Genomic DNA, 24,813 nt, shown 5'->3' on the forward strand with positions numbered 1-24,813 from the left:
GCCGGTTTACCCGGTCTCTGCTCAGTTCTCGGCCTGCGCAGTTTTGGAGGAGAGGTTCTGGAGGGCAGCGCGAGCGTCCGGATCACCGAGTTCGACGGCTTTTTGATACCAGTGCGCAGCCAGTGCAGTGTCTGCTTCAACACCCAGCCCCGACTCGTAGAGCCGGCCCAGAACAAAACAGGCATCTGCCGATTCTGGCGCCGCTTTCTTTGCCCAGGCCACGGCCTCCGGATACTGCTCGAACGCGCGCGAGATGATGGCCAGGTTGGCCTGTGCCCTGACATCACCCTGTGCAGCCGGTTCCAGACAGGCTTCTTTCGCCTCTGTGAAATTCCGGATGCTGGTGAGCAGATAACAGTTACTGAGCTCACTGGGTGCAAGCTTCGAATCATTGCGGTTCTGCTGCGCCTTCGCCCTCCGCTCCTGGACGCGTTGGGCAAAGGCATGGACTTCCTGCGGACAGGAGTACTGATAACCGGCCCGGTAGCTCTCCAGCGACGCTTCGGTCAGTGGTTTATGGGCGTATTTCCGGGCAACAGCCTCGCAACGTCTTGTCCGCTCCTGTCTGACGTCCGTGATCAGTGGCGCCCGCGCGCTATCGCCCTCATGGGTGTGAAGGTAATCCGTCAGAGGATCGATGTAAGGCTGGTTGAACAGGGCGTCCCGTTCCGCCTGGAGGGAAATCGTCGTTTCATCCGTGCCGGCGCTCCGACCCGTTGGCTCCGACGACGGCCCGGGAGTTGCGGGCGGCTGAATGGCGGCACAACCTGACAGCAGCAACACCAGCGCCACGATCAGGCCGGTCGGATGTTGGTGGACTTTGCGGTGATCAGAGCCTGAGGCCATGGTGTAGGTTACCAATGCAAACACTGCCGGATTTATTGCCAGAAGATCATCGGCCCTGTTCGCACCGGTAATCTCTCCCCGTGCATCCTGCGCAGCCCTGAGATCCGCGGCCAACCAATCGCCGACACCATCGCCTCGTAACTGATTCTCTCCCTGCAACGTCGTCTGTTCTGCGGCTTCCGGCATGGCCGGCGCCCAACGATTCAACCCTCATTGTTTCAGATAAGCCAGTATAACCTCAAGGCCACTTTTTGCAGGTGCCGCTGATCTCACACTCCCCGCTGCCAGCGTTCCCTGCCGGACCGTTACTGCTTCTGGATCACCAGCACCAGTTCTCCCACGTCGACGCCCCATTTGCTCATGGTTGTCTGGTTGATGACCGTTCCCGGGGCCACCAGATACATCCAGTCGTCCATGCGCAGATCGATGGTGCCATCGCCGTAGGCCACCCTGAGGACATAATTCATATTGATGGCATTGCCCTGCCAGCGCATGGTTCCCGGTTCCACCACATCTCCGGCGTTGGCATAATATCCGTCGTCGGTAGGCGTCAGGGTCCAGACCCGCTTCTGGACCTCACCATCATTGAACCGGAACACCTCGTTCAGGGTACCCACTCCGTCATCGTCCCAGGACGCCTCAATGTCGGCGTCAAACGTCCGGATGACTTCCCCCGAGAAATTTTTCACCACACCGCGGGCAGACAGGCTGCCCTGGAAGAACTGCTGGGGCACCAGCGTCGGCGTACGCCCCTGATAATCGTCCAGGGACGGGGACGCACATCCACTGAGCAACACCACAGCAAAACAGAGCCACAACGGCGTCTTCAGATCGGTTTTCCATGTTCGAACGGCAGGCGTTTGTCTCACTTTCATACTCCCGGATTGTCGTATTGGTCGGAACAGGCTTGCCAGAACATACGCTGGGCTCTGACGCTTCGATCAGGACCGTCCGGTCATCGGTATCGCTCGCCGTCATTTGGGCCAATTGTCTTTGATGACAGGCCGACCGGTGCTTTTCGTCAATGGCAGGCCGTGGGGATTGGCGTAAAACAAAAAGCATTGGAGGACCACCTCCCCCGGAATTCATCTCAGATAACAGTTACCGAGGATTCGTTATGCCGGTTTACAAGGCGCCGCTGCGCGACATGAAATTTCTGCTCAATGAAGTGTTCGATTACCCGGGACATTACGCGGCCATGGAGAGCGGCGCGAATGCCACGCCGGACATTGTCGATGCCATCCTCTCCGAGTGCGGCCGGTTCTGCGAAGAAGTGCTCAGCCCGCTGTACCAGTCCGGCGACGAGGAAGGCTGCAAACTCGAGAACGGCGAAGTCACCACCCCGGCCGGATACAAGGACGCCTACAACCAGTACATGATGGGTGGCTGGCAGGGTCTGTCGGCCCCGGAAGAATACGGTGGCCAGGGCCTGCCGGCGTCCATGGGCCTGTTCAAGCAGGAGATGATGGGCACCGCCAACTGGCCGTTCTCCATGTATCCGGGCCTGTCCCTGGGGGCGATGAACACGATTTACCTCCACGGCAGTGAAGACCAGAAACAGACCTATCTGGTCCCTCTGACCGAAGGCCGGTGGGGCGGCACCATGTGCCTCACAGAACCTCAGTGCGGCACCGACCTGGGCCAGGTGAAAACGAAGGCGGAACCCCAGGCCGATGGCAGCTACCGGGTCACCGGCACCAAGATTTTCATCTCCTCCGGTGAGCATGACCTCACCGAGAACATTGTCCACATCGTGCTGGCCCGGCTTCCGGATGCCCCCAAGGGGACCCGGGGTATCAGCCTGTTTATCGTGCCCAAATTCCTGCCCAACGAAGAGGGCGGTGTCGGTGAGCGCAATGGCGTGACCTGTGGCAGCCTCGAGAAAAAGATGGGCATCAAGGCCTCAGCCACCTGCGTGATGAACTTTGACGATGCCAAAGGCTTCCTGATCGGCCCGGAAAACCAGGGGCTGGAGTGCATGTTCACCTTCATGAACACCGCCCGGATCGGCACCGCGATCCAGGGTGTTGGTCCGGCGGAACTGTCCTATCAATGGGCCCTGGACTATGCCCGTGAACGGCGCTCCATGAGGGCGCTGTCAGGCAAGAAAGATCCCGATCAGGTGGCCGATTCCATCCTCCACCACGCCGATGTCCGCCGGATGCTGCTGACCCAGAAGGCCGTCGCCGAAGGTGGCCGCGCCATGCTGTATTACGCCGCCCGGCTGGCCGACCACATGGTTGAAGGACACACCCAGGGTGACGAGAAAAAGGTCGAGAAATACGATGACAAACTCGGTTTCCTGACGCCTATTCTCAAGGGCTTCCTGACGGAGCTCGGCTACGAGTGCACGAATCTGGGCATGCAGGTGTTCGGCGGCCACGGTTATATCCGCGAACACGGTATGGAACAGATTGTCCGGGATACCCGCATCGCCACCCTCTATGAGGGCACCACCGGTATCCAGGCGCTGGACCTTCTGGGCCGGAAAGTATTGCTGATGACCCAGGGTGGCGCGGTGCGTGACTTTACCCTGAAGATTGCCAATTTCGCCCGTAAGCACGTCGCGGACAAGCGTTTGCGCTCGTACTCGGTGGAACTGCTCAAGCTCACGGCGCAATGGAACGTTCTGACCATGCGCCTGATGCTGGCCGCCCGCAAGGACCGGGACCTGGTCAGTGCTGCGGCCAACGACTTCCTGATGTACAGCGGCTACGTCACCATGGCCTTCATGTGGTTGCGCCAGTCCGCCGTGGCTGTGGATAAACTGGACAATGGCGGCGAACAATCCGAAGCCTTCTACCGGGCCAAGCTGGCCACCGCGGAGTTCTACTTCGAACGCCTGTTGCCCAGGGCCCAGACCCACGCCACCAGCATGCTCAGCCCGGCGAAAAACCTGATGCAGATCGAGCCGGACCAGATGGCCTTCACCGACTGACCCGACGGTGAGTTTTGCCCCGGAGGATTCTCCTCCGGGGATCTTTCCTTGAAATTACCCCGGGCAACCCCATAGTCACAGTGCCTTTCCAGTCTGAAATCATTAACCCACTGAGGTGAAAGGAAAATACAGAGATAAGAAACCACGATACGGAACATAAAAGAAGGAGGTCCGAATATGGAAACTCGTACTGACGACTTTTATCCGACCCGCCTGGAACGCCCGACGCCGAGCTTCGAACGCAAGGACCCGGTGGTTCACAGTACTGGCGAGGATCGCCGGGAAGGACCGCTCAGCGAACCCGAACTGGAACAATACGAACGCGACGGTTTTCTGGTATTCAACAATTTCCTGGATCCGGCCACCGTCCGGAAATTCAGAAACGACCTGAGTGCCTACGAAGAAGACGACAGCATCCTCCGCTCAGAAGGCACCATCACGGAACCGGGCAAACAGGAAATCCGCTCGATTTTCGGGATTCATGAACTCTCGGACCGGTTCGACCGGCTCACCCGCGATCCGAAGATCCTCGCCATGGTACGCCAGCTGCTCGGCAGCGATGCCTACATCCACCAGTCGCGGATCAATTTCAAACCCGGGTTTCACGGCAAGGGCTTTGACTGGCACTCCGATTTCGAAACCTGGCACGCAGAAGACGGCATGCCCAGGATGCGCGCGGTGAGCTTCTCCATCGCACTGACCGACAATACGCCGTTCAATGGCCCGCTGATGCTGATCCCTGGCTCCCACAAGCGTTTTGTGCCCTGTGTCGGCCGTACGCCGGAGGACAACTACCAGTCGTCCCTGAAAAAACAGGAACTGGGTGTACCGAATGACCAGGATCTGGCCTACCTGGCGGACGATCACGGTATCAAGGCTCCCACCGGGCCAGCCGGTTCCCTGATCATTTTTGAATGCAACACCCTGCACGCGTCCAACGCCAACATGTCGCCCTGGCCCCGAAGCAATCTGTTCTTTGTTTACAACAGTGTGGAAAACCAGCTGGAGTCGCCGTTCTGTGGCAACAAGCCACGGCCGGAATTCCTGGGCAACCGGACCAATACCGAGGCACTCACCCCCATCGAGAGGGATGAATTCCAGCGGACCGGGTCAACGGGGTAGGATGCACATGCAAAAAGGGGACGCCGTGTCAGGCGTCCCCTTTTTATTTTTCCCGGAGGCCATTATTGGCAAAAGCCGGTTCCCTTACAGGGAGTGGGCGTCACGAACCGTATCTGCTTCTCCGGCGGTGCACAGTCGGCGGTTTGCTGCTCCGGCCCGAGCAGGACATAGTCTTCGCGATGCGCCGTACCGAGGAATTGTGCACCTTCGTAGGTGAAACATTCCAGTTTGAGGTCGGACTCAACCAACATGTAGCGGTCTTTCCGTTCGTTCATCCAGATCCAGGCGTTTCGTTCCTGCTCCCGCTGGCTGTTGTAATAGCTGAACTGGGTCATATCCAGATTGGAGAACAGAATCAGTTGTTCACTGAAATTCAACAGCCCCAGCTGGGCGTCGTCCGGCAATAACTGCTCGGCGTGGGCAAGCACGTTCCTGGGTGTGCGCAACGGCTCCATGATCTGGAAGGCCACGGTGCAGAACAGCAACCAGGTCACCATCAGCGATACGAACCAACGATAAAGGGCGTGACTGCGCCAGAACACCAGCAATGCAGCGAGCCAGATCACGCCCACCGACAGGAAGAAACCACCGGCCATGTGCAGGCGTCCAGGATCATTGGTGTAAGCGCTCGCTTTCTCCACCAGGCGCGGAAAATCGTTCAGCGCCAGAATCCCAATGGTGATCAGCGCAACGGTCAGAAGCAGATGCAGCCCCGTCACCAGAATCGGGAACCAGCGTGCCACCCCATCCCGAAGGCTGCGCAACTGGCCCAGCACCGAGGCCAGACCGAGCGCGAACATGGGCAGTGCCGGCAGGACATAGACGCCGCGCTTGCCCGGACTGATACTGAAGAACAGGACCACCAGGGCCACCCAGGAAAACAGCACGATCAGTTTCGGATCCTCCCGCAGACGCTGGTAAACCGGTCGCCAGGCGGCAATCAGCAGGAAGGGCAGCGGGAACCAGAGGGACGGGATCACGTTTCCGACAAAGTACCACCAGGGCTGGATATGGCCCCAGGAATGCGCATAACGCTCGGCGGTCTGCTTGAGCAGAATATTGTCACGGTAGGCAAAGGCGGCCTCGGTGCCTACATGATCGACATAAAGAATCATGGGCACCAGCCAGAGCGCCGCCACCAGGAGCATCAGCAGGGGTCCGGCGGCGCAGAGCCAGGTCAGGGAACCGGCAAAGCGACTGCGGTCACGGAATTTCAGGATCAGGATCGGAACAAACAGGAAGATGGGCAAAAAGCCCACGCCCTTGGTGATGATCCCCAGGCCCATGAACGCCCAGGCGGCAAAGAACCAGCCCCAGGACGGCCGATCGAAAAAATGCCGCATCAGGCCGTAGCAGGCGACGGTGATCCAGGCGGCAACCATGCCATCGATCTGGGCATTCTTGGCCTGGGTGACAAACTGCACCGTGACCAGCAGCAGACCGGCCGCAATGGCACCGGTACGGGGATTCCAGAGGCGCCGGCCCAGATCGTAGACCAGGCCTGTTGTCAGCAGCCCACACAACGCATTGGGCAGGAGAAACGCAAACTTCAGGTTACCCGTCAGCCAGTAGAAAAACGCGATGGACCACATGAACACCGGCGGCTTGTCGGGATAATACTCGCTGCCACGCATGGGAATCAGCCACTGGCCGGAATCCACCATTTCACGGGCCACTTCCACAAAGCGCGGACCATCGGGCGGCCAGGGCGAACGAAGCCCGACACCGGTGAAAATGATTACGGCGGAAAAGACCATCAACAGCACAAACAGCTGCCGTTCGGACAACCGGCCGATTCGGGTTACGACATCGTCAAGCAATCTGGAAACGGGCATAGGACTCGTTAGAACTCGTCAGACACGGTGGCGGATAGATTACGGATACGGCGATTCCGGTACAGCATGGCTCCGATGGCGGAGGCAACCACAAAACCGGCCGCCCCCAGCAACACCGGGTAATGATTGGCATTTCCGAAGCCAGCCCCGGCCAGGGCAAACACCAGCATCTGGGGAATATACCCCAGCGCACTGCCGGCCAGAAACGGGAAGGCACGGATGCCGGAGGCTCCGCCCACCAGATTGGTCAGCAGGTTACTGCCCACCGGTAAGAGGCGGATGAGCATGATCTTCAACAGGGGATCTTCAATGACCGCCCGATCAAAGGCAGCCATTCGGCGGCCAAAACGGCGAGTAAGGGTCGGCCGCAGCAGAAGGCGAGCGGTATAGAAACACACAGCGGCGCCCAACGTGGTCGCCAGGGTGGAAAACACGGTTCCCAGGGAAACCCCCATCGCAAACCCACAGACAAAGGCCAGCAACTGGCGGGGGGCGCCCAGGGCGGTGTAAACGCCCCCGGCCAGGGCAATCAACAGATATCCGGTTACCCCGTGTTCATTGAGGTACCGGGAAAGCTGCTGCTGGTCTGCCAGAACATCCAGCCAGCCCTGACTGATGGCAAACGCTCCCACGCCCGCCACCAGGAGAAAGAGAACGGGCTTCACCCAACGTTTCATATCACGAGAGCCCGGTTTCCTGATGTTCGCTGATGCGGATGACCGGCGTCCGGCGAACCAGCCACATCACACCCAGCAGATCCACAAGGCCGACCCATGCGCGGTTCCAGGCGTTGTATTTGGAGACACCCTGTTCCCGGGGCCGGTGATTGACTTCCACAACCTCCACCGTGCCACCCAGTGCCCGAACCAGCGCAGGAATGAACCGATGGCCATGGTTGAACCAGGGAAACGTCAGGAAGGTCTCCCGCGGCAGGAGTTTCAGTCCGCAACCGGTATCCGGGACGCCGTCGTGGAGCAGGGCATCCCGTACCCTGTTGGCGACCCGTGACTGGAACCGCTTCCAGGGCGTGTCCTTGCGGTTTTTCCGATAGCCCGCGACCACGTAGTCACGGGCTTCAATGGTTTCCGCCCTGGCCAGCATGGCGGGAATGTCGGCCGGGTCGTTCTGGCCATCGCCATCGATGGTCACAATGAGTTCGCCACGGGCATATTGGACACCGGTTTTAACCGCCGCGCTCTGTCCCCGGTTCTGGGCGTGCCGGACCGCTTGCAGCGGGCACTCCAGCGACCGGGCGGTCGACATGGCCACGTCCAGGGTCTGATCGCTGCTGCCATCGTCCACGACCACAATCTCGAATCCGGGATAGTCCTTCAGTGCCGCATGAATTTCGGTGATCAGCTTGCCAATGCTGTCCGATTCGTTCATGACGGGGATGACGACGGAAAAGGATTTACCTGAGCCCATTGTGATGTGACCTAGCCTTGAAGATTCTTGGCCGGCGCAGAGGCCGGCCAGGTTGAAAAAGTATCGCCCGGAAAACTTAAGAGAGACTTAAGGTAGCTCATAATCCCCCGTTCCGCTTCCAAAGCGGTCACGAGGGCCATCATCAGCGACAGCAATACGACGAGACAGAACCGGGCATCCGAGGGACCGGTCATATTATTTACCGATACAGAAACTGGAGAAAATTTTACCAAGCAGTTCATCCGGTGTCAGGTGACCGGTGATTTCACCCATTGCGTCCTGGGCACTGCGGAGGTCCTCTGCCAGTAATTCCCCGGCTCCGAATCCCTCCAGTTGCGATTGTCCCTGACGCAGTGAATCCTGCGCCCGTTCCAGCGCATCCAGGTGACGCCGCCGGGCCAGGAAGCCGCCTTCGGTAGTGGTGACAAATCCCATGCACTGTTTCAGGTGATCCCGGAGAACCTCCAGACCCTCGGCCGATTTAGCCGCCAGGCGAATCACGGGCGCAGCCTGATGGGGCTCGGAAGCAATGCCCACCGGTTCACCGGACAGATCGACCTTGTTTCGAATAACGGTAATGGGCGCGCCCGCTGGCAGACGGTCGATGAAATCCGGCCAGATATCGCGGGGTTCCGTCTTGTCCGTCGTGGTCGCATCCACCATCAGGAGAATACGGTCGGCACCGCGGATTTCTTCCCAGGCCCGGGCAATACCGATCTGCTCCACCTCATCGGGACTGTCCCGCAGACCCGCGGTGTCGATGATGTGCAGCGGCATGCCATCAATGTGGATATGTTCCCTGAGGACGTCACGGGTGGTGCCCTCGATGGCAGTGACAATGGCGGCCTCCCGACCTGCCAGAGCATTGAGAAGACTGGATTTTCCGGCATTGGGCCGGCCCGCGATCACCACTTTCATACCGTCCCGAAGAATGGTTCCCTGCTGGGCTTCCTGCAGGATCGCACCAACCTGTTCGATGAGATCGTTCAGGTCCGCCGCCACTTTGCCATCGGCGAGAAAATCGATTTCTTCCTCGGGAAAATCGATAGCCGCTTCGACGTAGATTCGAAGATGCGTAACGGCCTCCACCAACGCATCAATGCGCCGGGAAAACACACCCTGCATCGATCGTACCGCACACCGGGCTGCCTGCTCGGAACTGCTCTCGATCAGATCGGCAATGGCCTCGGCTTGCGCCAGGTCCAGTTTGTCGTTCAGGAACGCCCGCTCGGAAAACTCCCCGGGCCGGGCAAGTCGGGCACCCAGGCTGCATACCTCCCGAAGCAGGAGGTCAAGAATGACGGTGCCACCATGGCCCTGTAACTCGAACACGTCCTCGCCGGTAAAGGAGTGCGGGTTCGGGAAAAACAGTCCGATGCCCTCGTCAATCAGTGCGCCCCGGGAATCCTGGAAGGGACCGTAGTGAGCGTAGCGGGGACGGGGCCGGAAGCCAAGCATGGTTTCAGCAATTGCCCGGGCTTTCGGACCGGAAACACGAACGATACCGACGCCGGCCTGGCCGGGGGCGGTGGCAATTGCGGCAATGGTATCGGTGGTGTGCTGCATGGCAGTGGCTTTCCTTCGAAATAACAGAGGCTCCCGGAAGGAGCCTCTGTCGGATCAGCATCAAGACATTAGCCGGGTCAGCTCTTCTTGGCTGCCGTTTCCGCCTCGATCTTGCGGGTAATGTAGTACTGCTGGGTGATCGACAGGATGTTGTTGGTCAGCCAGTACAGAACCAGACCCGCCGGGAACCACAGGAAGAAGACGGTGAAGACCAGAGGCATCAGCTTCATGATCTTGGCCTGCATCGGATCCGGTGGTGTCGGGTTCAGATGGGTCTGCAGGAACATGCTGGCGCCCATCAGAATCGGCAGTATGAAATACGGGTCCATCTGTGACAGATCGTGGATCCACAGGATGAACGGTGCATGCCGCAACTGCACACTCTCAAACAGAACCCAGTACAGCGAGATGAAGACCGGCATCTGAACCAGGATTGGCAGACAGCCGCCCAGCGGATTGATTTTCTCCCGCTTGTATAGCCCCATCATCTCCTGCGACATTCGTTGACGGTCGTCCCCGTAGAGCTCCTTCAGGCGAGTAAGCTGAGGTGCCACCGCCCGCATCTTCGCCATTGACCGGTAGCTGGTGGCGGACAGATGGAAAAACAGCGCCTTGACACAGACCGTCAACAGAATGATCGATACACCCCAGTTGCCAAGCAGTCCGTGGAACCACTGGAGCACGTAGAACAGCGGCAGGGAGATAAAGAACAGCCAGCCGAAATCGACGGTGCGGTCGAGATTCGGCGCAACGGTTTCAAGACGGTCAATGATCTTGGGGCCGACATAGATATTGCCGCCGACCTCGGCGGTTTCTCCGGGCGCAACTTCAGTTGCCGGATAGACGAATCCCATGACATTGAGATTGCCGCGATGGGTACTCTGGAACTGGGCCGGAACGTCTTTCGTGGGAATCCAGGCACTCAGGAAGTAATGCTGGAGAAACGCCATCCAGCCACCATTGACCGTGCGGTTGATCTTGGTGTCCTTGAGGTCATCCAGGCTGTGCTTCTCATAGGGATCTTCCGGTGAACTGAGCACCAGTCCCAAAAACGAGCGAATGCCCATGCTGGTCTGCGCAGTGGGATCCGGAGACTGATCGCGAACAATCTTGCCGGTGAAGTTCGCTTTCCAGGGTTGGTTCGAGGTGTTGTCGATCAGGTAACGAACACCGATCTCATAGCTGTCCCGCTGGAACTGATAGCGCTTGGTGATTTTGACGCCATTGTCGGCAACGAACGTCAGGTCGACGGTCAGTTGATCGGCACCGTCCTCCAGCTGGTAGCTGGTGGCCCGACTCTGGTAGACCGGTGCATCGCCATTACGCTGGCTGTCCGGTCCGTCCTTGCCAATGAGTCCACTTTCCAGAACGTAGGTACGGTCCCGGGTATTGTTCAGCAGGTTCAGGGATTCCTTGCTGTTCAGGGACTTGGAGTAATTAAGCAGGGAGGCCTGAACCAGGTTGCCACTGACACGATCGATTTTCAGATTATAGACGTCAGTGCGGACCGTGATGTAGCGATTTTCAACCTGGTTGCCATCAGTCGCGACCGGCGCATTGGATTGATGGGTTTCCGGGGTGGTCAGCTCTTCGCCGGTGGCTGTGCCCGGGTTCTCTCCGGGGAGCTGCATGCCGTCAGTACCACTGTGGGAAGAAGACCCTTCCGCCTGGGACACCTGTGCCGTTTCGGTCGGTTTGGGTGCCTGGTGATAATCCTCGTTCCAGGCCAGCACCATCAGATAACTGACAATCGCCAGGCCGGCAAACAATACAATGCGTTTAATATCCATAGGATTACTGTCTGGTCTGGGGGGTTTGAGTGAAACGCTCAGTGCCTGGAACCGGATCGTAGCCGCCTTCACTCCAGGGATGACACCTGCCCAGACGTTTCATGGTCAGATAGGAGCCTTTCAGCGCTCCATGATGACTGATGGCCTCAACGGCGTATTGCGAGCAGGTGGGATAATGGCGGCAGTGACTCGCCATCATGGGACTGATTGCGTACTGATAGAAGCGAATGGGCAGAAGCAATAGTTTGCGCATTACCCTGTTCCTCTACCGGCAGGCTGTGACTCAGCTGCACGGGATGGCGATGACTGGTGGTATTTCTTTTTCAGGCGGCGCCAGAGATCGTTCAGGATGCTCTGAAGGGTCGGATTATCGAGAGAGGCCAGTCCCTGCCTGCCAAGGAGCACGATATCCACGCCGGGCAGGTCGTTCTGGTGTCTGAACGTTTCCCTGACCTGGCGTTTGACCCGGTTTCTCTGGACCGCGAGCTTGAGGTTCCGTTTGGAAAACACCAAACCGACCCTGGCATGACCGAGATCATTCGGTGTAGCCAGGATCAGAAAGTTCCGGTGCGGAACCTTCAGCTTAACGTCGTCGAAGACTTTGCTGTAATCCGCAGGCCGTAACAGACGGTGTGATTTCGGAAAACCCAAAGCCTTCATCAGGCGATCAGGGCTTACGCGGACAGACGTGCGCGACCCTTGGCACGGCGACGGGACAGCACCTTGCGACCGTTGGCAGTGGCCATACGGGCACGGAAACCGTGTACGCGCTTACGCTTCAGGACGCTCGGTTGAAACGTTCTTTTCATGGTGACGATCTCACAATTCAAAGTTTGGAATTCAGTAACTGGCTGGAAAATGTACAGCCAAAACAGGAGCGGCATTCTATGCAACTGGCGGGGAAAATTCAATGGTTATTGCCAGTGACGCAACGGATTTTGTGGCGGGTGGGGCGAATCGTTCGACACTAACAAATTCAGTAAGTCTTTTATGAATTCTTTAAGGATTTATTATTACTGTTATTAGGCTCGACGTTTTCTGTGGATAACCGGTTTTTAGTCTGAATAATCAAAAGATTGGTCCGTTGACAAGGGTTGTGACAAGACGGTCTGAGGTCTGTGGACGAACGCCTTATGAAATGTGGGAAAGTGGCGAAGGGTTTTGAAACCGGAGTTGTCCACGGATCCGTCCCGGGGTTTCACACAGGCTTGAGGGCAGGCTATACACACAGGGCTGTGTGTAACTCAACGGGAAAGAATTTGCTGTACACAAGGCTGTCAGTAAGTCTGTAACAGATTGGTTTTAAAATAAATAAATTTCCACAGGCTGTTCATGACTCCGGATTTGGGCTTTCACTGCCGGGCCAGCTCGGGGTAGAATTCGAGGTCTTCTCTTGCTGCCGGAGGCTCGTTGTCCGGTACTAAGACTTTTCAGTGAATTCGGGAGTGGGCGGTCGTGCCGAACAGCGTGTGGCATCAATGTCTTGACGTACTCCGGGACGAGTTTCCCGCACAGCAGTTCAATACCTGGTTGCGTCCCTTGCAGTCGGATCACCGGGACGGCCAGCTGGTATTGTTTGCCCCAAACCGGTTTGTCATGGATTGGGTCAACGAGAAATACCTGAGACGGATCGAGGAAGTACTGAAAGATCTGAACGGGGGGCAGGCCCCGCGGGTCAATATGAAGGTTGGGTCCGCACCCCGGGAAGAAGCACCGGTGAGTCGTTCGCGGGATCCCCGGCCATCGGCCGGAAACCTTCGGGACGAGACCGGTGGCCAGGTCACGGAAGAGGAAAAAGGCGTTGCCGCAACGGTGGCGGGCAACTCAACGGTTCGTCCCAAAAACGGAGGCGATCGTCGGGAAGTTCAGGTTGAGGGGGATATCAAGCATCAGAGCTTCCTGAACGAAGGCTTCACCTTTGAGACGTTCGTCGAGGGTAAATCGAACCAGCTGGCGCGGGCAGCGTCCATGCAGGTGGCGGAAAATCCCGGTGGGGCCTACAACCCTCTGTTTCTCTATGGTGGTGTTGGTCTGGGTAAGACACACCTCATGCATGCAATCGGCAATGAAATCGTCCGGCGCAATCCCCGGGCCAAGGTGGCGTACCTGCGATCCGAGCGGTTCGTGGCGGATATGGTCAAGGCGCTGCAACTGAACGCGATCAATGAGTTCAAGCGGTACTACCGGTCGGTGGATGCGTTGTTGATCGATGACATCCAGTTCTTTGCCCGGAAGGAACGGTCCCAGGAAGAATTTTTCCACACCTTCAACGCTCTGCTGGAGGGTGGTCAACAGGTCATCGTAACCTGCGACCGGTTCCCGAAAGAGATTTCGGACATGGAGGAACGGCTCAAGTCCCGTTTTGGTTGGGGACTGACGGTGATGGTTGAACCGCCGGAGCTGGAAACCCGGGTTGCCATCCTCATGAAAAAGGCCGAACAGGCGAATGTGAAGCTCAGCAGTGAAGCGGCGTTCTTTATTGCCCAGAAAATCCGGTCCAATGTCCGTGAGCTTGAAGGGGCGCTTCGTCTGGTGATAGCGAATGCTCACTTCACCGGTTCCGAAATTACGCCTTCTTTTATTCGGGAAAGCCTCAAGGATCTCCTGGCCCTTCACGAAAAGCAGGTGAGCATCGACAACATTCAGAGAACCGTGGCGGAGTATTACAAGATCAAGGTTGCCGATCTGCTGTCCAAACGCCGGACACGCACCGTTACCCGACCGAGACAGGTTGCCATGTCGTTGTCCAAGGAATTGACCAATCACAGCCTGCCGGAAATCGGCGACGCCTTTGGCGGCCGGGATCATACGACGGTCCTGCATGCGTGCAAGAAGATACTGGAGCTGCAGGAGACGGATCCGGGTATCCGAGAGGATTATCAGAATTTTATGAGACTGCTGACCACCTGATGCGGGGCGTTGGCTGCTACATTCATCCTTCCAATCCACAGATAGAAGAAAGCTGAGTGCCATGAAACTGACGATCAGCCGTGAATCCCTGCTCACGCCTCTGCAAAGTATTGCCGGGGTGGTTGAGAAGAAACAGACAATGCCCGTGCTGTCCAACGTACTGTTGGTGGCCGAAGACAATACGCTGACCATGACCGGAACCAACATGGAGGTTGAACTGGTTGGTCGGGTCACCCCGGTCCATGTGGATCAACCGGGGCGCATTACCGTTCCCGCCAGAAAGCTTTCGGATATCTGTCGGGCCCTGGGTGACGAGGCGCCGATTGAACTCTCCGTGGAGGGCGACCGGATGCATCTTCGGTCCGGGAACAGTCATTTCACCCTGTCCACGCTGCCCGCCGAACATTTTCCCAATGTGGAAGACGAGGACGAGAGTTTCCGTCTTGAGTTGCCACAAAAGGAATTGGGCCGGATGCTCGATGCCACGGCCTTTGCGATGGCCCAGCAGGATGTCCGTTATTATCTGAACGGTCTGCTTCTGGAAGTGTCTTCCGATCATGTTCGCACCGTGGCTACAGACGGTCACCGTCTGGCGATGGCGCACCTGGAACTGGCAACCAATTGTCCCGAGCTTCGGCAGGTAATTGTGCCCCGGAAAGGTGTCCTGGAGCTTGCCCGTTTGCTGGATGATGTCGAAACGCCGGTGACGCTGGTGATCGGAGACAACCATCTCCGCGCGACGGTTGGCGCCTACACCTTCACGTCGAAGCTGATCGAAGGCAAATTCCCGGACTACAACCGGGTCATCCCGCGCGGTGGCGACAAAATCGTCCTGGCAGACCGGGCAACGCTGAAGAATACCCTGCAGCGTGCGGGCATTCTGTCGCACGAAAATATCCGGGGTGTACGGCTGAACCTGTCGCCTAACCAGCTGGAAGTGTTCGCCAACAACCCGGACCAGGAACAGGCCGAAGACGCGCTCCCGGTGGAGTATCAGGGCGAATCACTGCAGATCGGGTTTAATGTAGGCTACCTGGTGGATGTGATGAACGCGCTGGATGATGACCAGGTGAAACTGACGCTGTCCAACCCGAACAGCAGCGCGTTGATCGAGTCGGAAAACGATAACCGGTGTCTGTACGTGGTCATGCCGATGCGGCTGTAGCCGATCTGTCAGGGACCGGATACGGGAGAGAGAACACCATGGGTACTGTGACGAATGGAATCAAAGGGGCGTTCCGGATCGGCCAGACGTTGTCGGTCCTCGGGCGCACAGGGCTGAACTGGGTTCGGGGTGATCGTCCCCCTGCCCCGCGTTTGCTGCGGCAGACGTTTGAATCGCTCGGCGCCACCTACATCAAGTTGGGTCAGTTCATTGCCAGTTCTCCCACCTTTTTCCCCAAGGAATACGTGGAAGAATTCCAGTATTGTCTGGACAGAACCCCTAGCCTGCCATACGGCGTGATCAAGAAAATCATCCGGGACGAACTCGGTCGACCGATCGAGTCGGTGTTCTCCGAGATTGACCCGGTCGCGTTGGCATCCGCCTCGATTGCTCAGGTGCACGCGGCCCGGCTGGTCACCGGAGAAGAAGTGGTGATCAAGGTTCAGAAACCGGGTGTGGAAAACATTCTGCTGACCGACCTGAACTTCCTGTACCTGTCCTCCCGAATTCTGGAAACGCTGGCTCCGAAACTGTCCTGGACTTCGTTGTCCGGCATTGTTGAGGAAATTCAGCGAACCATGATGGAAGAGTGTGATTTCATCAAGGAAGCGAACAACCTCAAGGTTTTCCGGGCGTTTCTCCACAACACCCATAATGAAGAGGCGACCTGCCCCCGGGTCTACGAACACTGCAGTACGCGACGGATTCTGACCATGGAACGCTTTCACGGGGTTCCGTTGACGGACCTGGAAAGTATCCGGGGCTATGCACGCGATCCGGAACATACTCTGATCACCGCAATGAATACCTGGTTCGCCAGCCTGACGCAGTGTGAATTTTTCCACGCGGACGTACACGCAGGAAACCTGATGGTGCTCAAGGACGGCCGGGTCGGTTTTATCGACTTCGGCATTGTGGGCAGAATCAAACCGGATACCTGGCAGGCGGTCAGCGATTTCATTTCTGCCATCATGGTTGGAAACTTCGAAGGAATGGCCGATGCCATGATCCGGATTGGAGTGACGCGGCAGACAGTGAGGATTGGCGACCTTGCCGGTGATTTGCGGCGGCTCTACCAGCAGATGGATAAAATGGTTCCCGACCAGGTGCCCTACGAGGCGGAACAGGCCGAGGATGATGTAAACAATATCCTGATGGACATGGTAAAAGTCGGCGAAAGCCACGGCCTGCACTTTCCAAGAGAGTTTGCGCTCTTACTGAAACAATTCCTGTATTTTGACCGCTACGTCCACATTCTGGCGCCGGAAATGGATGTGTTCATGGACGAGCGGCTGAACATGTTGCACTGAGGATTCGGTCGCCTTAGACGCACAGGTTTTGTACACTAAGACAGCGCCGGGGAAGTGACCCCGGCGCTGTTTTTGGTTCTGTCCGTTGCCCCTCCCCCTGGAATGCCAATTTCTGTATGGCTCTTGTAAGACTCCAGACTGAAGATTTCCGAAATTTGTCGCCGGAGCCGGTGTCATTCTCGTCGTCGTTTAATCTGCTGTACGGTGCCAACGGAAGTGGCAAAACCAGTATTCTGGAGGCAATCGGTTATCTCGGTCTCGGTCGCTCCTTTCGGGTAAGTCGGCACAAGGCCGTCGTTCGGCACGGGCAGACGCGGTTTACCGTATTCGGCGGATTGGATCGTGGCACTGATGACGGGGGAGACTACCGTCCAGGAAACAGCGGGGGGCTGAGCCACCGATTGGGGATTGCCCGCGATGTTACGTTGAAAGAGACGATCCTGAGGGTCGACGGCGAAAACGTACGGAGCCTTTCCCGGCTGGCGAAACATCTGCCGGTGTCCGTGATCGATCCTGGCGTTTTCGATATTGTGGCAGGTGGTCCCGGGAAGCGGCGACAATTTCTCGATTGGGCAGTGTTCCACGTGGAACCTTCTTTTGCCTCGATCTGGCAACAGTGCCAGAGAGTAACGTCACAGCGGAATCAAACGCTGAGAAATGGTAGACTGGACGAATCCCTGTTACGCGTTTGGGACAGCCAATACGCGCTGCTCAGTGAGCAGTTGAGTGAGCATCGGCAAGCTACCTTTGACCAGTTCTCTGAAGCGTTTGAGCGCCTGGTAGAGGAAGTCGACGTTCCGTGGACCCGGGGTCTGAAGCTGGAATTTTTTCCGGGCTGGGATCGATCACAGTCGCTGTCTGAGATTCTGAGGAACCATCGCGAACAGGAAATGAAAATGGGGCATACGTTGTATGGTCCCAACAGAGCGGATATTCGCCTGAAGTTTCAGGGACGTCCCGTCGCCGAAACGTTTTCCCGAGGCCAGCAGAAAACGCTGGTGATCCTGATGAAAATCGCCCAGGGCATGGTTCTGAGTCGATTGGGTCGGCAGGTGACGTTTTTGCTGGATGATATCAACGCCGAACTGGACATGGGCCATCGGGCCATGTTGGCGCAAAAACTTCGGTCGCTCGGCAGTCAGGTTTTCATTACCTCGATTGAGCACCCGGCGCCCGAGTCCCTCTGGGGAACGAGCGACGTACCGGAACACAGAATGTTCCACGTGGAACATGGCAAATTGACGGAAGAATAAACCGGCTACGGCCAGGCCTGACAATGTCAGGATCCAGGGCGCCTACCGGTCACTACCCTTCAGGAGTCACCGAATGAGTGAACAGAACTACAACTCCTCCAGTATCAAGGTTCTCAAGGGCCTGGATGCGGTGCGTAAGCGGCCCGGCATGTACATCGGTGATACCGATGATGGCACCGGCCTTCATCACATGGTTTTCGAGCTGGTAGATAACTCTATCGACGAAGCCCTCGCAGGCTATTGTTCCGAAATCGGAGTGGTCATTCATCCGGATGAGTCGGTTTCCGTCAGGGATAATGGTCGAGGAATCCCCACAGACCTCCACGAAGAAGAAGGTGTCTCAGCGGCAGAGGTCATCATGACTGTCCTGCATGCCGGCGGCAAATTCGACGACAACACCTATAAGGTGTCCGGTGGTCTGCACGGTGTGGGTGTGTCCGTGGTCAACGCCCTCTCCTCTGTCTTGACACTGACCATCCGTCGCGATGGCAAGGTCTGGGAGCAAACCTATTCCCACGGTGTGCCCAACTCACCGCTCGCCGTGGTCGGTGATACTGATGCGTCCGGTACCAAGGTTCACTTCATTCCCTCTGAAGAAACCTTCTCCAACATCAAATTCCATTACGACATTCTTGCCAAGCGTCTGCGTGAGCTGGCGTTCCTGAACAGCGGTGTCCGTATTCGACTTACGGACGAGCGCTCCGGCAAGGAAGAAGTCTTCGAATACGAAGGCGGTCTTCGGGCTTTCGTGGAGCATCTGAATACCAGCAAAACCCCGATCAATCGGGTTTTCCACTTTACCCGGGAACGGGAAGACGGCATTGCCGTGGAAGTGGCGATGCAATGGAACGATGCGTTCCAGGAGAACATCTACTGCTTCACCAACAATATTCCCCAGCGGGATGGTGGTACCCACCTGGCGGGTTTCCGCGCTGCCCTGACCCGCTCTCTGAACAACTACATCGATCACGAAGGCCTTGGTAAGAAAGCCAAAGTGGCCACCTCCGGGGATGATGCGCGGGAAGGCCTGACCGCCATCATCAGCGTCAAGGTGCCGGATCCGAAATTTTCGTCCCAGACCAAGGACAAGCTGGTTTCCTCCGAGGTGAAGACCGCTGTCGAGCAGGAACTGTATCAGGCCTTCAGTGACTTCCTGCAGGAGCAGCCCAACGAAGCCAAACTGATCGTCAACAAGATGATCGAGGCCGCCAGGGCCCGGGAAGCCGCCCGGAAGGCACGGGACATGACCCGTCGGAAAGGCGCCCTGGACATTGCCGGACTCCCCGGCAAGCTCGCCGACTGTCAGGAAAAGGACCCGGCCCTTTCAGAACTGTTCATTGTGGAGGGTGATTCTGCGGGTGGATCGGCCAAGCAGGGTCGTGACCGGAAAACCCAGGCCATCCTGCCGCTCAAGGGCAAGATCCTGAACGTTGAAAAAGCCCGCTTCGACAAGATGCTGTCTTCGGCCGAGGTCGGTACCCTGATCACGGCACTGGGCTGCGGTATCGGTCGGGAGGAGTTCAATCCCGACAAATTGCGTTATCACTCGATCATCATCATGACCGATGCCGACGTGGATGGTTCGCACATCCGCACACTGCTGCTCACGTTCCTGTTCCGGCAAATGCGCGAAATCATCGAACGGGGCCACGTGTTCATTGCCATGCCGCCGTTGTACAAGGTCAAGCGTGGCAAGCAGGAGCAATACATCAAGGATGAGAAAGCGAAGGAAGCCTATCTCACCCAGAGTGCGCTGGAAGGCGCCCAGTTGTATGTGAACCCGGAGGCTCCGGCCATCAAGGATTCCGCGCTGGAGACCATGGTGAAGGACTACCAGGCGATTATGGCGATGATTGACCGGCTGTCTCGCGCCTACCCCGCCAAGGTTCTGGAGCAGATGTTGCAGAACACCACCCTGAAATCCGCCGACCTGAAAGACGAAGCGGCTGTTGCCCGGTGGGTTGGCCGGCTAGGCGAAGGGCTGGATCTGGACACCCGGACGGGTACCAAGTACACCTTCTCCGTTGCCCGGGATGAGGAACGGGATCTGTTTCTGCCCAAGGTCACCATCTATGTGCATGGTATTCCCCACGAGCATGTGTTCAGTCACGACTTCTTCGACTCCTCGTCCTACGCGGCGATTGCCCGCATGGGTGAGACGCTCGATGGTCTCATTGAGGAAGGCGCCTATATCCAGCGGGGCGAGCGCAAGCAGGCCGTCCTGTCGTTTGAGGGCGCCCTGGAGTGGCTGATGAAAGAAGCTCAGCGAGGGCTCAACATTCAGCGCTACAAGGGGTTGGGTGAGATGAACCCGGAGCAGCTGTGGGAAACCACCATGGATCCGGAAACCCGGCGGATGATGAAGGTCACGATCGAGGACGCCATTGCTGCGGACCAGATCTTCACTACCCTGATGGGCGATGACGTTGAACCCCGTCGGGCGTTCATCCAGACCAATGCCCTGGAGGTTACCAACCTCGACGTCTGAGGTTTTCCGGGGCACAAAAAAAGGGCGGTGGAACCAGGTTTCCGCCGCCCTTTTTTTTGCGCTGCTTTTATGACCGGTCAGATTCCTGTTTCCGTTGTTTCGCGGCTTCTTTTTCTCTTTCTTTTTCAATAAGATGCGGCGCCATCACTTCTTCCAGCGTGTAGTCGGTCAGCCGTCGGATGGTCCGCCACAGGTAGTAGAAGATCAGCATCATCATGATCATCGACGGAATGGCGATCATCGGATAGCTGACCAGGGTCATCCGGCCCAATTCTTCATTGAAGGCCTGGGTTCCGGACGGACTGGTCACGATCCAGCGGGCCAGAACGTAGTTCATGATCGAAGAGAACAGAAAGGTTCCGGAAAACATGTAGCTGGCTTTGAGCAGCCGGGCTTCGAACTCGTCCTCACTGCCCCGTTCGCGCAGGGTGTGCTGAATCTTGTCTACGTCCAGGACACTGGGGTTGTAGAGCAGCGAGCGGACCAGCGGATATTTCGTTCTGGTGGAAAGCAAAACGGCCAGCCCGATAATCGCGGGCACGGCGGCTTCTTTGACGGCGAGCCACTGGGCATTGAGTTCCAGCAGCCCGATGCCTCCGGTCAGGCCCACACTGATCAGGCCCAGCAACGCGATGAAGTTCTTCTTGTGGTACCGGACCAGTTCAAACAGGCCCCAGCCCAGCGGAAAGGCCAGACCGATGATCAGCGCATTGACACTACCCAGATAGTCGTCGCCACTGAGCTTCATCAGGATGACGGAGGGAATGACGATACTGACAAGCAGGTCCACCCAGGGGCGGGGTTTGTGGTCGGGGACCGAGGAGGAGGGTTCCGGAGTCATGCAGCTACCTGATTGGTGAGTAAACGGAAGGGCATTTCCAATACCAAGGTCTGGCAGTATACGACGAATCCGGTATCAATCGAAGATGGAACGCCGGGGCGGCAGATCGCCGGCCCCGGCGTTGCTGTTCCTGATCAGGTCAAGGTCGGGCTGGAACGATCAGGCCCCTGCCTCCTTGAGGCTTTCCTCGACAATGGCCAGCCCCTCTTCGAGGATATCGTCCTCAATGGTGACTGGCATCAGGAAGCGAAGCGTATTGCCGTACATTCCGCAACTGAGCAGGATCAGGCCCTTCTCCTTTGCCTTTTTGGTGATCGCTGCAGCGAGTTCCGGTTTGGGTGTGTGGCTGTCTTTGCTTTCCACCAGTTCAAAGGCCGCCATGGGGCCCAGGTTCCGCACGTTATCCACATGCTCGAACTGCTCCTGCCACTGGTCGAAGCGCGCCCTCAGCTTTTCTCCAAGACGCTGACTCTTGCCCAGGATATCTTCTTCCTTGAACACATCGAACACCGCCAGGGCTGCTGCACAGGCGGTCGGGCTGCCGGTATAGGTGCCACCCAGTGAGTTCGGCCCGGACGCGTCCATATGCTTGTCCGTTCCGACAATGGCAGAAATCGGCATGCCATCGGCCATACTCTTGGCCATGGTCATCAGGTCCGGCTCCACACCACTGTGTTCAATGGCGAACATTTTGCCGGTCCGACCAAACCCGCTCTGGACCTCATCCACCACCATCAGGATGTTGTTTTCGTCACAGATTTTGCGGATTTCCTTGAGGAAACTGGTTGGCGCCGCGTAGAAACCGCCCTCACCCAGTACCGGTTCAATGACGATGGCGGCTGTGTTGTTCGCGGGCGAGTCCGCCTTCATGGCCATTTTCAGGCCACGCAGGGCTTCGTCTTCACTGACCCCGTGATAGGGCACCGGATAGGGAGCACGGTAGACGGTCCCGGGCATGGGCCCGAAGTCGGTCTGATACGGGGCAGCTTTACCATTCATGGCCATGGTGTAGAAGGTACGGCCGTGATAACCCCCGTCGAAACAGATGACGTTGGTCTTGCCGGTGGCGGCCCGGGCAATCTTCATGGCGTTTTCCAGCGCCTCGGCACCGGAGTTGGCGAGCATGACCTTGGCGTGGCCGCGAACGGGCGCCACTTCGCTCAGCTTTTGCGCCACCTTGACGTAGCCTTCATACGGCATGACGGTCTGGCAGGTATGCATGACCTTGTCCAGCTGTGCCTTCACCGCTTCCACCACTTTCGGATGCCGATGACCGATATTCAGAACGCCGATACCGCCGGCAAAATCGATCATGCGTCTGCCATCTGCGTCCCACAGCTCCGCATTGAGGGCGTGATCGGCAAATTGTTCATTGGGACTTGCCGCGCCGGCTGCAACGTAACGTTCTTTCAGTGCCTGCAATTCTTGATTGCTCACTTTGCGATCCTCCTGGTTGGAGTCAGTAGGTTTAACTACCAGTGTAAGCAGTACGGGCGCAAGCCACAAACCGACCACGCGGAATCAGGTTGTGGAATCCCGAAATTGAAGCCGTGCAAGCCGTTGATACAGGGCGTTGCCCGCCATCAGTTCCTCGTGGCTACCAACCGCGAGCAGCCTGCCCTGATCCATCACGGCGATGCGGTCAGCGTCGCGTACCGTGGCCAGGCGATGGGCGATCACCAGGGTGGTCCGATTGTCGGTGAGCGCCGGCATGGCCTCCTGAATCAGATGCTCGCTTTCGGCATCCAGCGCACTGGTAGCCTCGTCCAGCAGGAGGATTGGTGCGTCGGAGAGAAGCGCGCGAGCAATCGCCAGTCGTTGTTTCTGTCCTCCGGACAGGCCGGTGCCATTGTCGCCCAGAGGGGTTTGATAGCCTTGTGGCAGACCCCGGATAAATTCGTGGGCGTGGGCGATCCGGGCGACTTCCTCGACGGCTTCGGCCGTCGCATCGGGTCTGGCGTAGCGGATGTTGTCGGCCACGGTGCCATGAAACAGGGCCGGATTCTGGGGAACCAGTGCGAAACACCGCCGCAGGGACGTTAAATCCAGGGTGGCAATGTCCACGCCGTCGATCCGGATGTGTCCGCCCAGAGGTGAGTGAAAATGCAGGAGCAGATCGAACAGCGTGGATTTTCCGGCGCCGGACGGCCCCACCAGTGCCAGGGTTTCGCCCGGTTCTACGGTGAGGGACAGCCCGTCGATGGCGGCCTTCTCCGGCCGGGTCGGATAGGCAAAATGCAGGTCTTCGAGGTCGAGCCGACCCCGGATCGGTGTCGGCAGCTGGCCTGTTACTGTCCCGGAGGGCCTTTCGAAGTCGGAGCGGGTTTCCAGCAGTTCAAACAGCCGTGCGGCAGAGCCGGCCGCCCTCTGCAACTCACCGATGACCTCGGTAATGGCCCCGGCGGCAACACCGACCAACAGGCTGTAGAAAACGAATGCGGCCAGCTCGCCCGCGCTGATGCGACCGTGGATGACGTCCAGGCCACCAATCCAGATGACGATACCGACCGCCCCCATCACCAGGGAAATGGCCAGCGTCGTCAGCCAGGCCCGCTGTCGAATACGTTGCCGGGCCACGTCGAAGGCCTGTTCGGAAACGTTCGCAAAGAAGGACCGGTCATGGGGCTGATGATTGAACGCCTGCACGGTTTTTATCTGGGTCAGGCTCTCCCCGACATAGCTGCCGACATCGGCCACACGGTCCTGGCTCAGCCGCGACAGAGCGCGCACCCGTCGACCGAAGAACAGAATCGGGGCAATCACCAGCGGGAAACCGAGCATGATGACGCTGGCCAGCTTGGCGTTGGTAACAAACAGCAGAGCCAGCCCGCCCACCAGCATCAGGGCGTTGCGCAGGGCGATGGACACCGTGGAGCCGATGACCGATTGCAGGACCGTGGTGTCCGCGGTGAATCGGGACTGGATTTCCAGTGCCCGGTTCTGCTCGAAGAAGCCCGGATGAAGATCGATCAAGTGGTTGAACACTTTTTTCCGGATATCCGCGACCACCCGCTCACCGATCCAGGAGACCAGGTAGAAGCGTGCAAACGAGCCAAACGCCAGGCCCAGCACCAGCACGAAGAACAGGCCGATGGCCTTTGCCAGGTTGGCCGGAGACTCGGTGGCCAGCCCCTGATCCACCAGGATGCGAAGGCCCTGCCCCAGGCTCAGGGTAATGCCGGCGGTGATGACCAATGCCACCAGGGCACCCGCCACGGCCCGCCGATAGGGCCGGATGAATTCGACAACGAGTTTCAGGGCCTTGCGGTGACGGGGTTGGATGGTGTGCCTCCTGGGTACGCGGTACGGTAGACTCTGGCAGCT

The 24,813-nt window shown here is 58.0% G+C and carries 20 protein-coding genes; 7 read left to right on the forward strand and 13 right to left on the reverse strand.

Annotation, left to right across the window (positions count from 1 at the left end; genetic code table 11):
• Positions 1-21: 21 nt before the first annotated feature.
• Together MSNKSG1_RS18750 and MSNKSG1_RS14525 are read right to left on the reverse strand one after the other, a co-directional pair.
• A complete protein-coding gene (locus MSNKSG1_RS18750; RefSeq protein WP_008940043.1) occupies positions 22-1,032 on the reverse strand; it encodes a tetratricopeptide repeat protein in 1,011 nt (336 codons plus the stop codon).
• Positions 1,033-1,151: 119 nt separating this feature from the next.
• Positions 1,152-1,721: a DUF3833 domain-containing protein gene (locus MSNKSG1_RS14525; protein ID WP_008940044.1), complete on the reverse strand. Its 570-nt coding sequence runs from the start codon at positions 1,719-1,721 to the stop codon at positions 1,152-1,154.
• Positions 1,722-1,963: 242 nt separating this feature from the next.
• Here MSNKSG1_RS14525 and MSNKSG1_RS14530 point away from each other — a divergent pair, with 242 nt between their 5' ends.
• Both MSNKSG1_RS14530 and thpD read left to right on the forward strand, forming a co-directional pair.
• Positions 1,964-3,784 (forward strand): acyl-CoA dehydrogenase C-terminal domain-containing protein, encoded by a 1,821-nt coding sequence (locus MSNKSG1_RS14530; RefSeq protein ID WP_008940045.1) that lies wholly within the window; start codon positions 1,964-1,966, stop codon positions 3,782-3,784.
• Positions 3,785-3,961: 177 nt separating this feature from the next.
• Entirely contained in the window at positions 3,962-4,906 is a 945-nt protein-coding gene (gene thpD, locus MSNKSG1_RS14535; RefSeq protein WP_008940046.1) for an ectoine hydroxylase, read from the forward strand.
• 62 nt (positions 4,907-4,968) lie between these two features.
• Here the strand turns inward: thpD and MSNKSG1_RS14540 are convergent, their stop codons facing one another.
• From MSNKSG1_RS14540 to rpmH, 8 genes are all read right to left on the reverse strand, one after another.
• Positions 4,969-6,741, reverse strand: a complete 1,773-nt coding sequence (locus MSNKSG1_RS14540; protein WP_008940047.1) for an ArnT family glycosyltransferase — start codon at positions 6,739-6,741, stop codon at positions 4,969-4,971.
• A gap of 8 nt (positions 6,742-6,749) precedes the next feature.
• Positions 6,750-7,418, reverse strand: coding sequence for a TVP38/TMEM64 family protein (locus MSNKSG1_RS14545; RefSeq protein ID WP_008940048.1), 669 nt, complete (start codon positions 7,416-7,418; stop codon positions 6,750-6,752).
• Position 7,419: 1 nt separating this feature from the next.
• Positions 7,420-8,166, reverse strand: a complete 747-nt coding sequence (locus MSNKSG1_RS14550; protein ID WP_008940049.1) for a glycosyltransferase family 2 protein — start codon at positions 8,164-8,166, stop codon at positions 7,420-7,422.
• Between the two features lie 195 nt (positions 8,167-8,361).
• Positions 8,362-9,732 carry a tRNA uridine-5-carboxymethylaminomethyl(34) synthesis GTPase MnmE gene (mnmE, locus tag MSNKSG1_RS14560; protein ID WP_008940050.1) on the reverse strand — a complete coding sequence of 457 codons (1,371 nt, stop codon included), beginning with the start codon at positions 9,730-9,732 and terminating at the stop codon, positions 8,362-8,364.
• A 77-nt stretch (positions 9,733-9,809) separates the two neighbouring features.
• Positions 9,810-11,522 carry a membrane protein insertase YidC gene (gene yidC, locus MSNKSG1_RS14565; RefSeq protein WP_008940051.1) on the reverse strand — a complete coding sequence of 571 codons (1,713 nt, stop codon included), beginning with the start codon at positions 11,520-11,522 and terminating at the stop codon, positions 9,810-9,812.
• Positions 11,523-11,526: 4 nt separating this feature from the next.
• Positions 11,527-11,775 carry a membrane protein insertion efficiency factor YidD gene (yidD, locus tag MSNKSG1_RS14570; protein WP_008940052.1) on the reverse strand — a complete coding sequence of 83 codons (249 nt, stop codon included), beginning with the start codon at positions 11,773-11,775 and terminating at the stop codon, positions 11,527-11,529.
• Positions 11,775-12,182, reverse strand: a complete 408-nt coding sequence (gene rnpA / locus MSNKSG1_RS14575; RefSeq protein ID WP_008940053.1) for a ribonuclease P protein component — start codon at positions 12,180-12,182, stop codon at positions 11,775-11,777. The genes yidD and rnpA overlap by 1 nt, the downstream gene beginning before the upstream one ends.
• 14 nt (positions 12,183-12,196) lie before the next feature.
• Positions 12,197-12,331 carry a 50S ribosomal protein L34 gene (rpmH, locus tag MSNKSG1_RS14580; protein ID WP_008940054.1) on the reverse strand — a complete coding sequence of 45 codons (135 nt, stop codon included), beginning with the start codon at positions 12,329-12,331 and terminating at the stop codon, positions 12,197-12,199.
• 646 nt (positions 12,332-12,977) lie between these two features.
• On the opposite strand from rpmH, the gene dnaA reads away from it, so the two are divergent.
• From dnaA to gyrB, 5 genes are all read left to right on the forward strand, one after another.
• Positions 12,978-14,432: a chromosomal replication initiator protein DnaA gene (gene dnaA / locus MSNKSG1_RS14585; protein ID WP_008940055.1), complete on the forward strand. Its 1,455-nt coding sequence runs from the start codon at positions 12,978-12,980 to the stop codon at positions 14,430-14,432.
• A gap of 61 nt (positions 14,433-14,493) precedes the next feature.
• Positions 14,494-15,597: a DNA polymerase III subunit beta gene (dnaN, locus tag MSNKSG1_RS14590; protein WP_008940056.1), complete on the forward strand. Its 1,104-nt coding sequence runs from the start codon at positions 14,494-14,496 to the stop codon at positions 15,595-15,597.
• A 38-nt stretch (positions 15,598-15,635) separates the two neighbouring features.
• Positions 15,636-16,907 carry an ABC1 kinase family protein gene (locus MSNKSG1_RS14595; RefSeq protein ID WP_008940057.1) on the forward strand — a complete coding sequence of 424 codons (1,272 nt, stop codon included), beginning with the start codon at positions 15,636-15,638 and terminating at the stop codon, positions 16,905-16,907.
• Positions 16,908-17,023: 116 nt separating this feature from the next.
• Entirely contained in the window at positions 17,024-18,160 is a 1,137-nt protein-coding gene (gene recF, locus MSNKSG1_RS14600) for a DNA replication/repair protein RecF (RefSeq protein WP_008940058.1), read from the forward strand.
• A gap of 73 nt (positions 18,161-18,233) precedes the next feature.
• Complete coding sequence (gene gyrB, locus MSNKSG1_RS14605; protein WP_008940059.1) at positions 18,234-20,648, forward strand: DNA topoisomerase (ATP-hydrolyzing) subunit B; 2,415 nt, start codon at positions 18,234-18,236, stop codon at positions 20,646-20,648.
• Positions 20,649-20,715: 67 nt separating this feature from the next.
• Here gyrB and MSNKSG1_RS14610 read toward each other — a convergent pair whose 3' ends face one another.
• The 3 genes from MSNKSG1_RS14610 to MSNKSG1_RS14620 form a co-directional block, all read right to left on the reverse strand.
• Entirely contained in the window at positions 20,716-21,489 is a 774-nt protein-coding gene (locus MSNKSG1_RS14610; protein ID WP_008940060.1) for a VC0807 family protein, read from the reverse strand.
• Positions 21,490-21,648: 159 nt separating this feature from the next.
• Positions 21,649-22,926 (reverse strand): 4-aminobutyrate--2-oxoglutarate transaminase, encoded by a 1,278-nt coding sequence (gene gabT, locus MSNKSG1_RS14615; RefSeq protein ID WP_008940061.1) that lies wholly within the window; start codon positions 22,924-22,926, stop codon positions 21,649-21,651.
• A gap of 84 nt (positions 22,927-23,010) precedes the next feature.
• A complete protein-coding gene (locus MSNKSG1_RS14620) occupies positions 23,011-24,747 on the reverse strand; it encodes an ABC transporter transmembrane domain-containing protein (RefSeq protein WP_040886979.1) in 1,737 nt (578 codons plus the stop codon).
• Positions 24,748-24,813 lie beyond the last annotated feature (66 nt).

It is taken from the genome of Marinobacter santoriniensis NKSG1 (assembly GCF_000347775.1).
Lineage (GTDB): Bacteria > Pseudomonadota > Gammaproteobacteria > Pseudomonadales > Oleiphilaceae > Marinobacter > Marinobacter santoriniensis.

Excerpts from the sequence above, each read along its gene's own strand:
- MSNKSG1_RS18750 (WP_008940043.1), bottom strand. The coding sequence starts at position 1,032 with ATGCCGGAAGCCGCAGAACAGACGACGTTGCAGGGAGAGAATCAGTTA.
- MSNKSG1_RS14525 (WP_008940044.1), bottom strand. The coding sequence starts at position 1,721 with ATGAAAGTGAGACAAACGCCTGCCGTTCGAACATGGAAAACCGATCTG.
- MSNKSG1_RS14530 (WP_008940045.1), top strand. The coding sequence starts at position 1,964 with ATGCCGGTTTACAAGGCGCCGCTGCGCGACATGAAATTTCTGCTCAAT.
- thpD (WP_008940046.1), top strand. The coding sequence starts at position 3,962 with ATGGAAACTCGTACTGACGACTTTTATCCGACCCGCCTGGAACGCCCG.
- MSNKSG1_RS14540 (WP_008940047.1), bottom strand. The coding sequence starts at position 6,741 with ATGCCCGTTTCCAGATTGCTTGACGATGTCGTAACCCGAATCGGCCGG.
- MSNKSG1_RS14545 (WP_008940048.1), bottom strand. The coding sequence starts at position 7,418 with ATGAAACGTTGGGTGAAGCCCGTTCTCTTTCTCCTGGTGGCGGGCGTG.
- MSNKSG1_RS14550 (WP_008940049.1), bottom strand. The coding sequence starts at position 8,166 with ATGGGCTCAGGTAAATCCTTTTCCGTCGTCATCCCCGTCATGAACGAA.
- mnmE (WP_008940050.1), bottom strand. The coding sequence starts at position 9,732 with ATGCAGCACACCACCGATACCATTGCCGCAATTGCCACCGCCCCCGGC.
- yidC (WP_008940051.1), bottom strand. The coding sequence starts at position 11,522 with ATGGATATTAAACGCATTGTATTGTTTGCCGGCCTGGCGATTGTCAGT.
- yidD (WP_008940052.1), bottom strand. The coding sequence starts at position 11,775 with ATGCGCAAACTATTGCTTCTGCCCATTCGCTTCTATCAGTACGCAATC.
- rnpA (WP_008940053.1), bottom strand. The coding sequence starts at position 12,182 with ATGAAGGCTTTGGGTTTTCCGAAATCACACCGTCTGTTACGGCCTGCG.
- rpmH (WP_008940054.1), bottom strand. The coding sequence starts at position 12,331 with ATGAAAAGAACGTTTCAACCGAGCGTCCTGAAGCGTAAGCGCGTACAC.
- dnaN (WP_008940056.1), top strand. The coding sequence starts at position 14,494 with ATGAAACTGACGATCAGCCGTGAATCCCTGCTCACGCCTCTGCAAAGT.
- MSNKSG1_RS14595 (WP_008940057.1), top strand. The coding sequence starts at position 15,636 with ATGGGTACTGTGACGAATGGAATCAAAGGGGCGTTCCGGATCGGCCAG.
- recF (WP_008940058.1), top strand. The coding sequence starts at position 17,024 with ATGGCTCTTGTAAGACTCCAGACTGAAGATTTCCGAAATTTGTCGCCG.
- gyrB (WP_008940059.1), top strand. The coding sequence starts at position 18,234 with ATGAGTGAACAGAACTACAACTCCTCCAGTATCAAGGTTCTCAAGGGC.
- MSNKSG1_RS14610 (WP_008940060.1), bottom strand. The coding sequence starts at position 21,489 with ATGACTCCGGAACCCTCCTCCTCGGTCCCCGACCACAAACCCCGCCCC.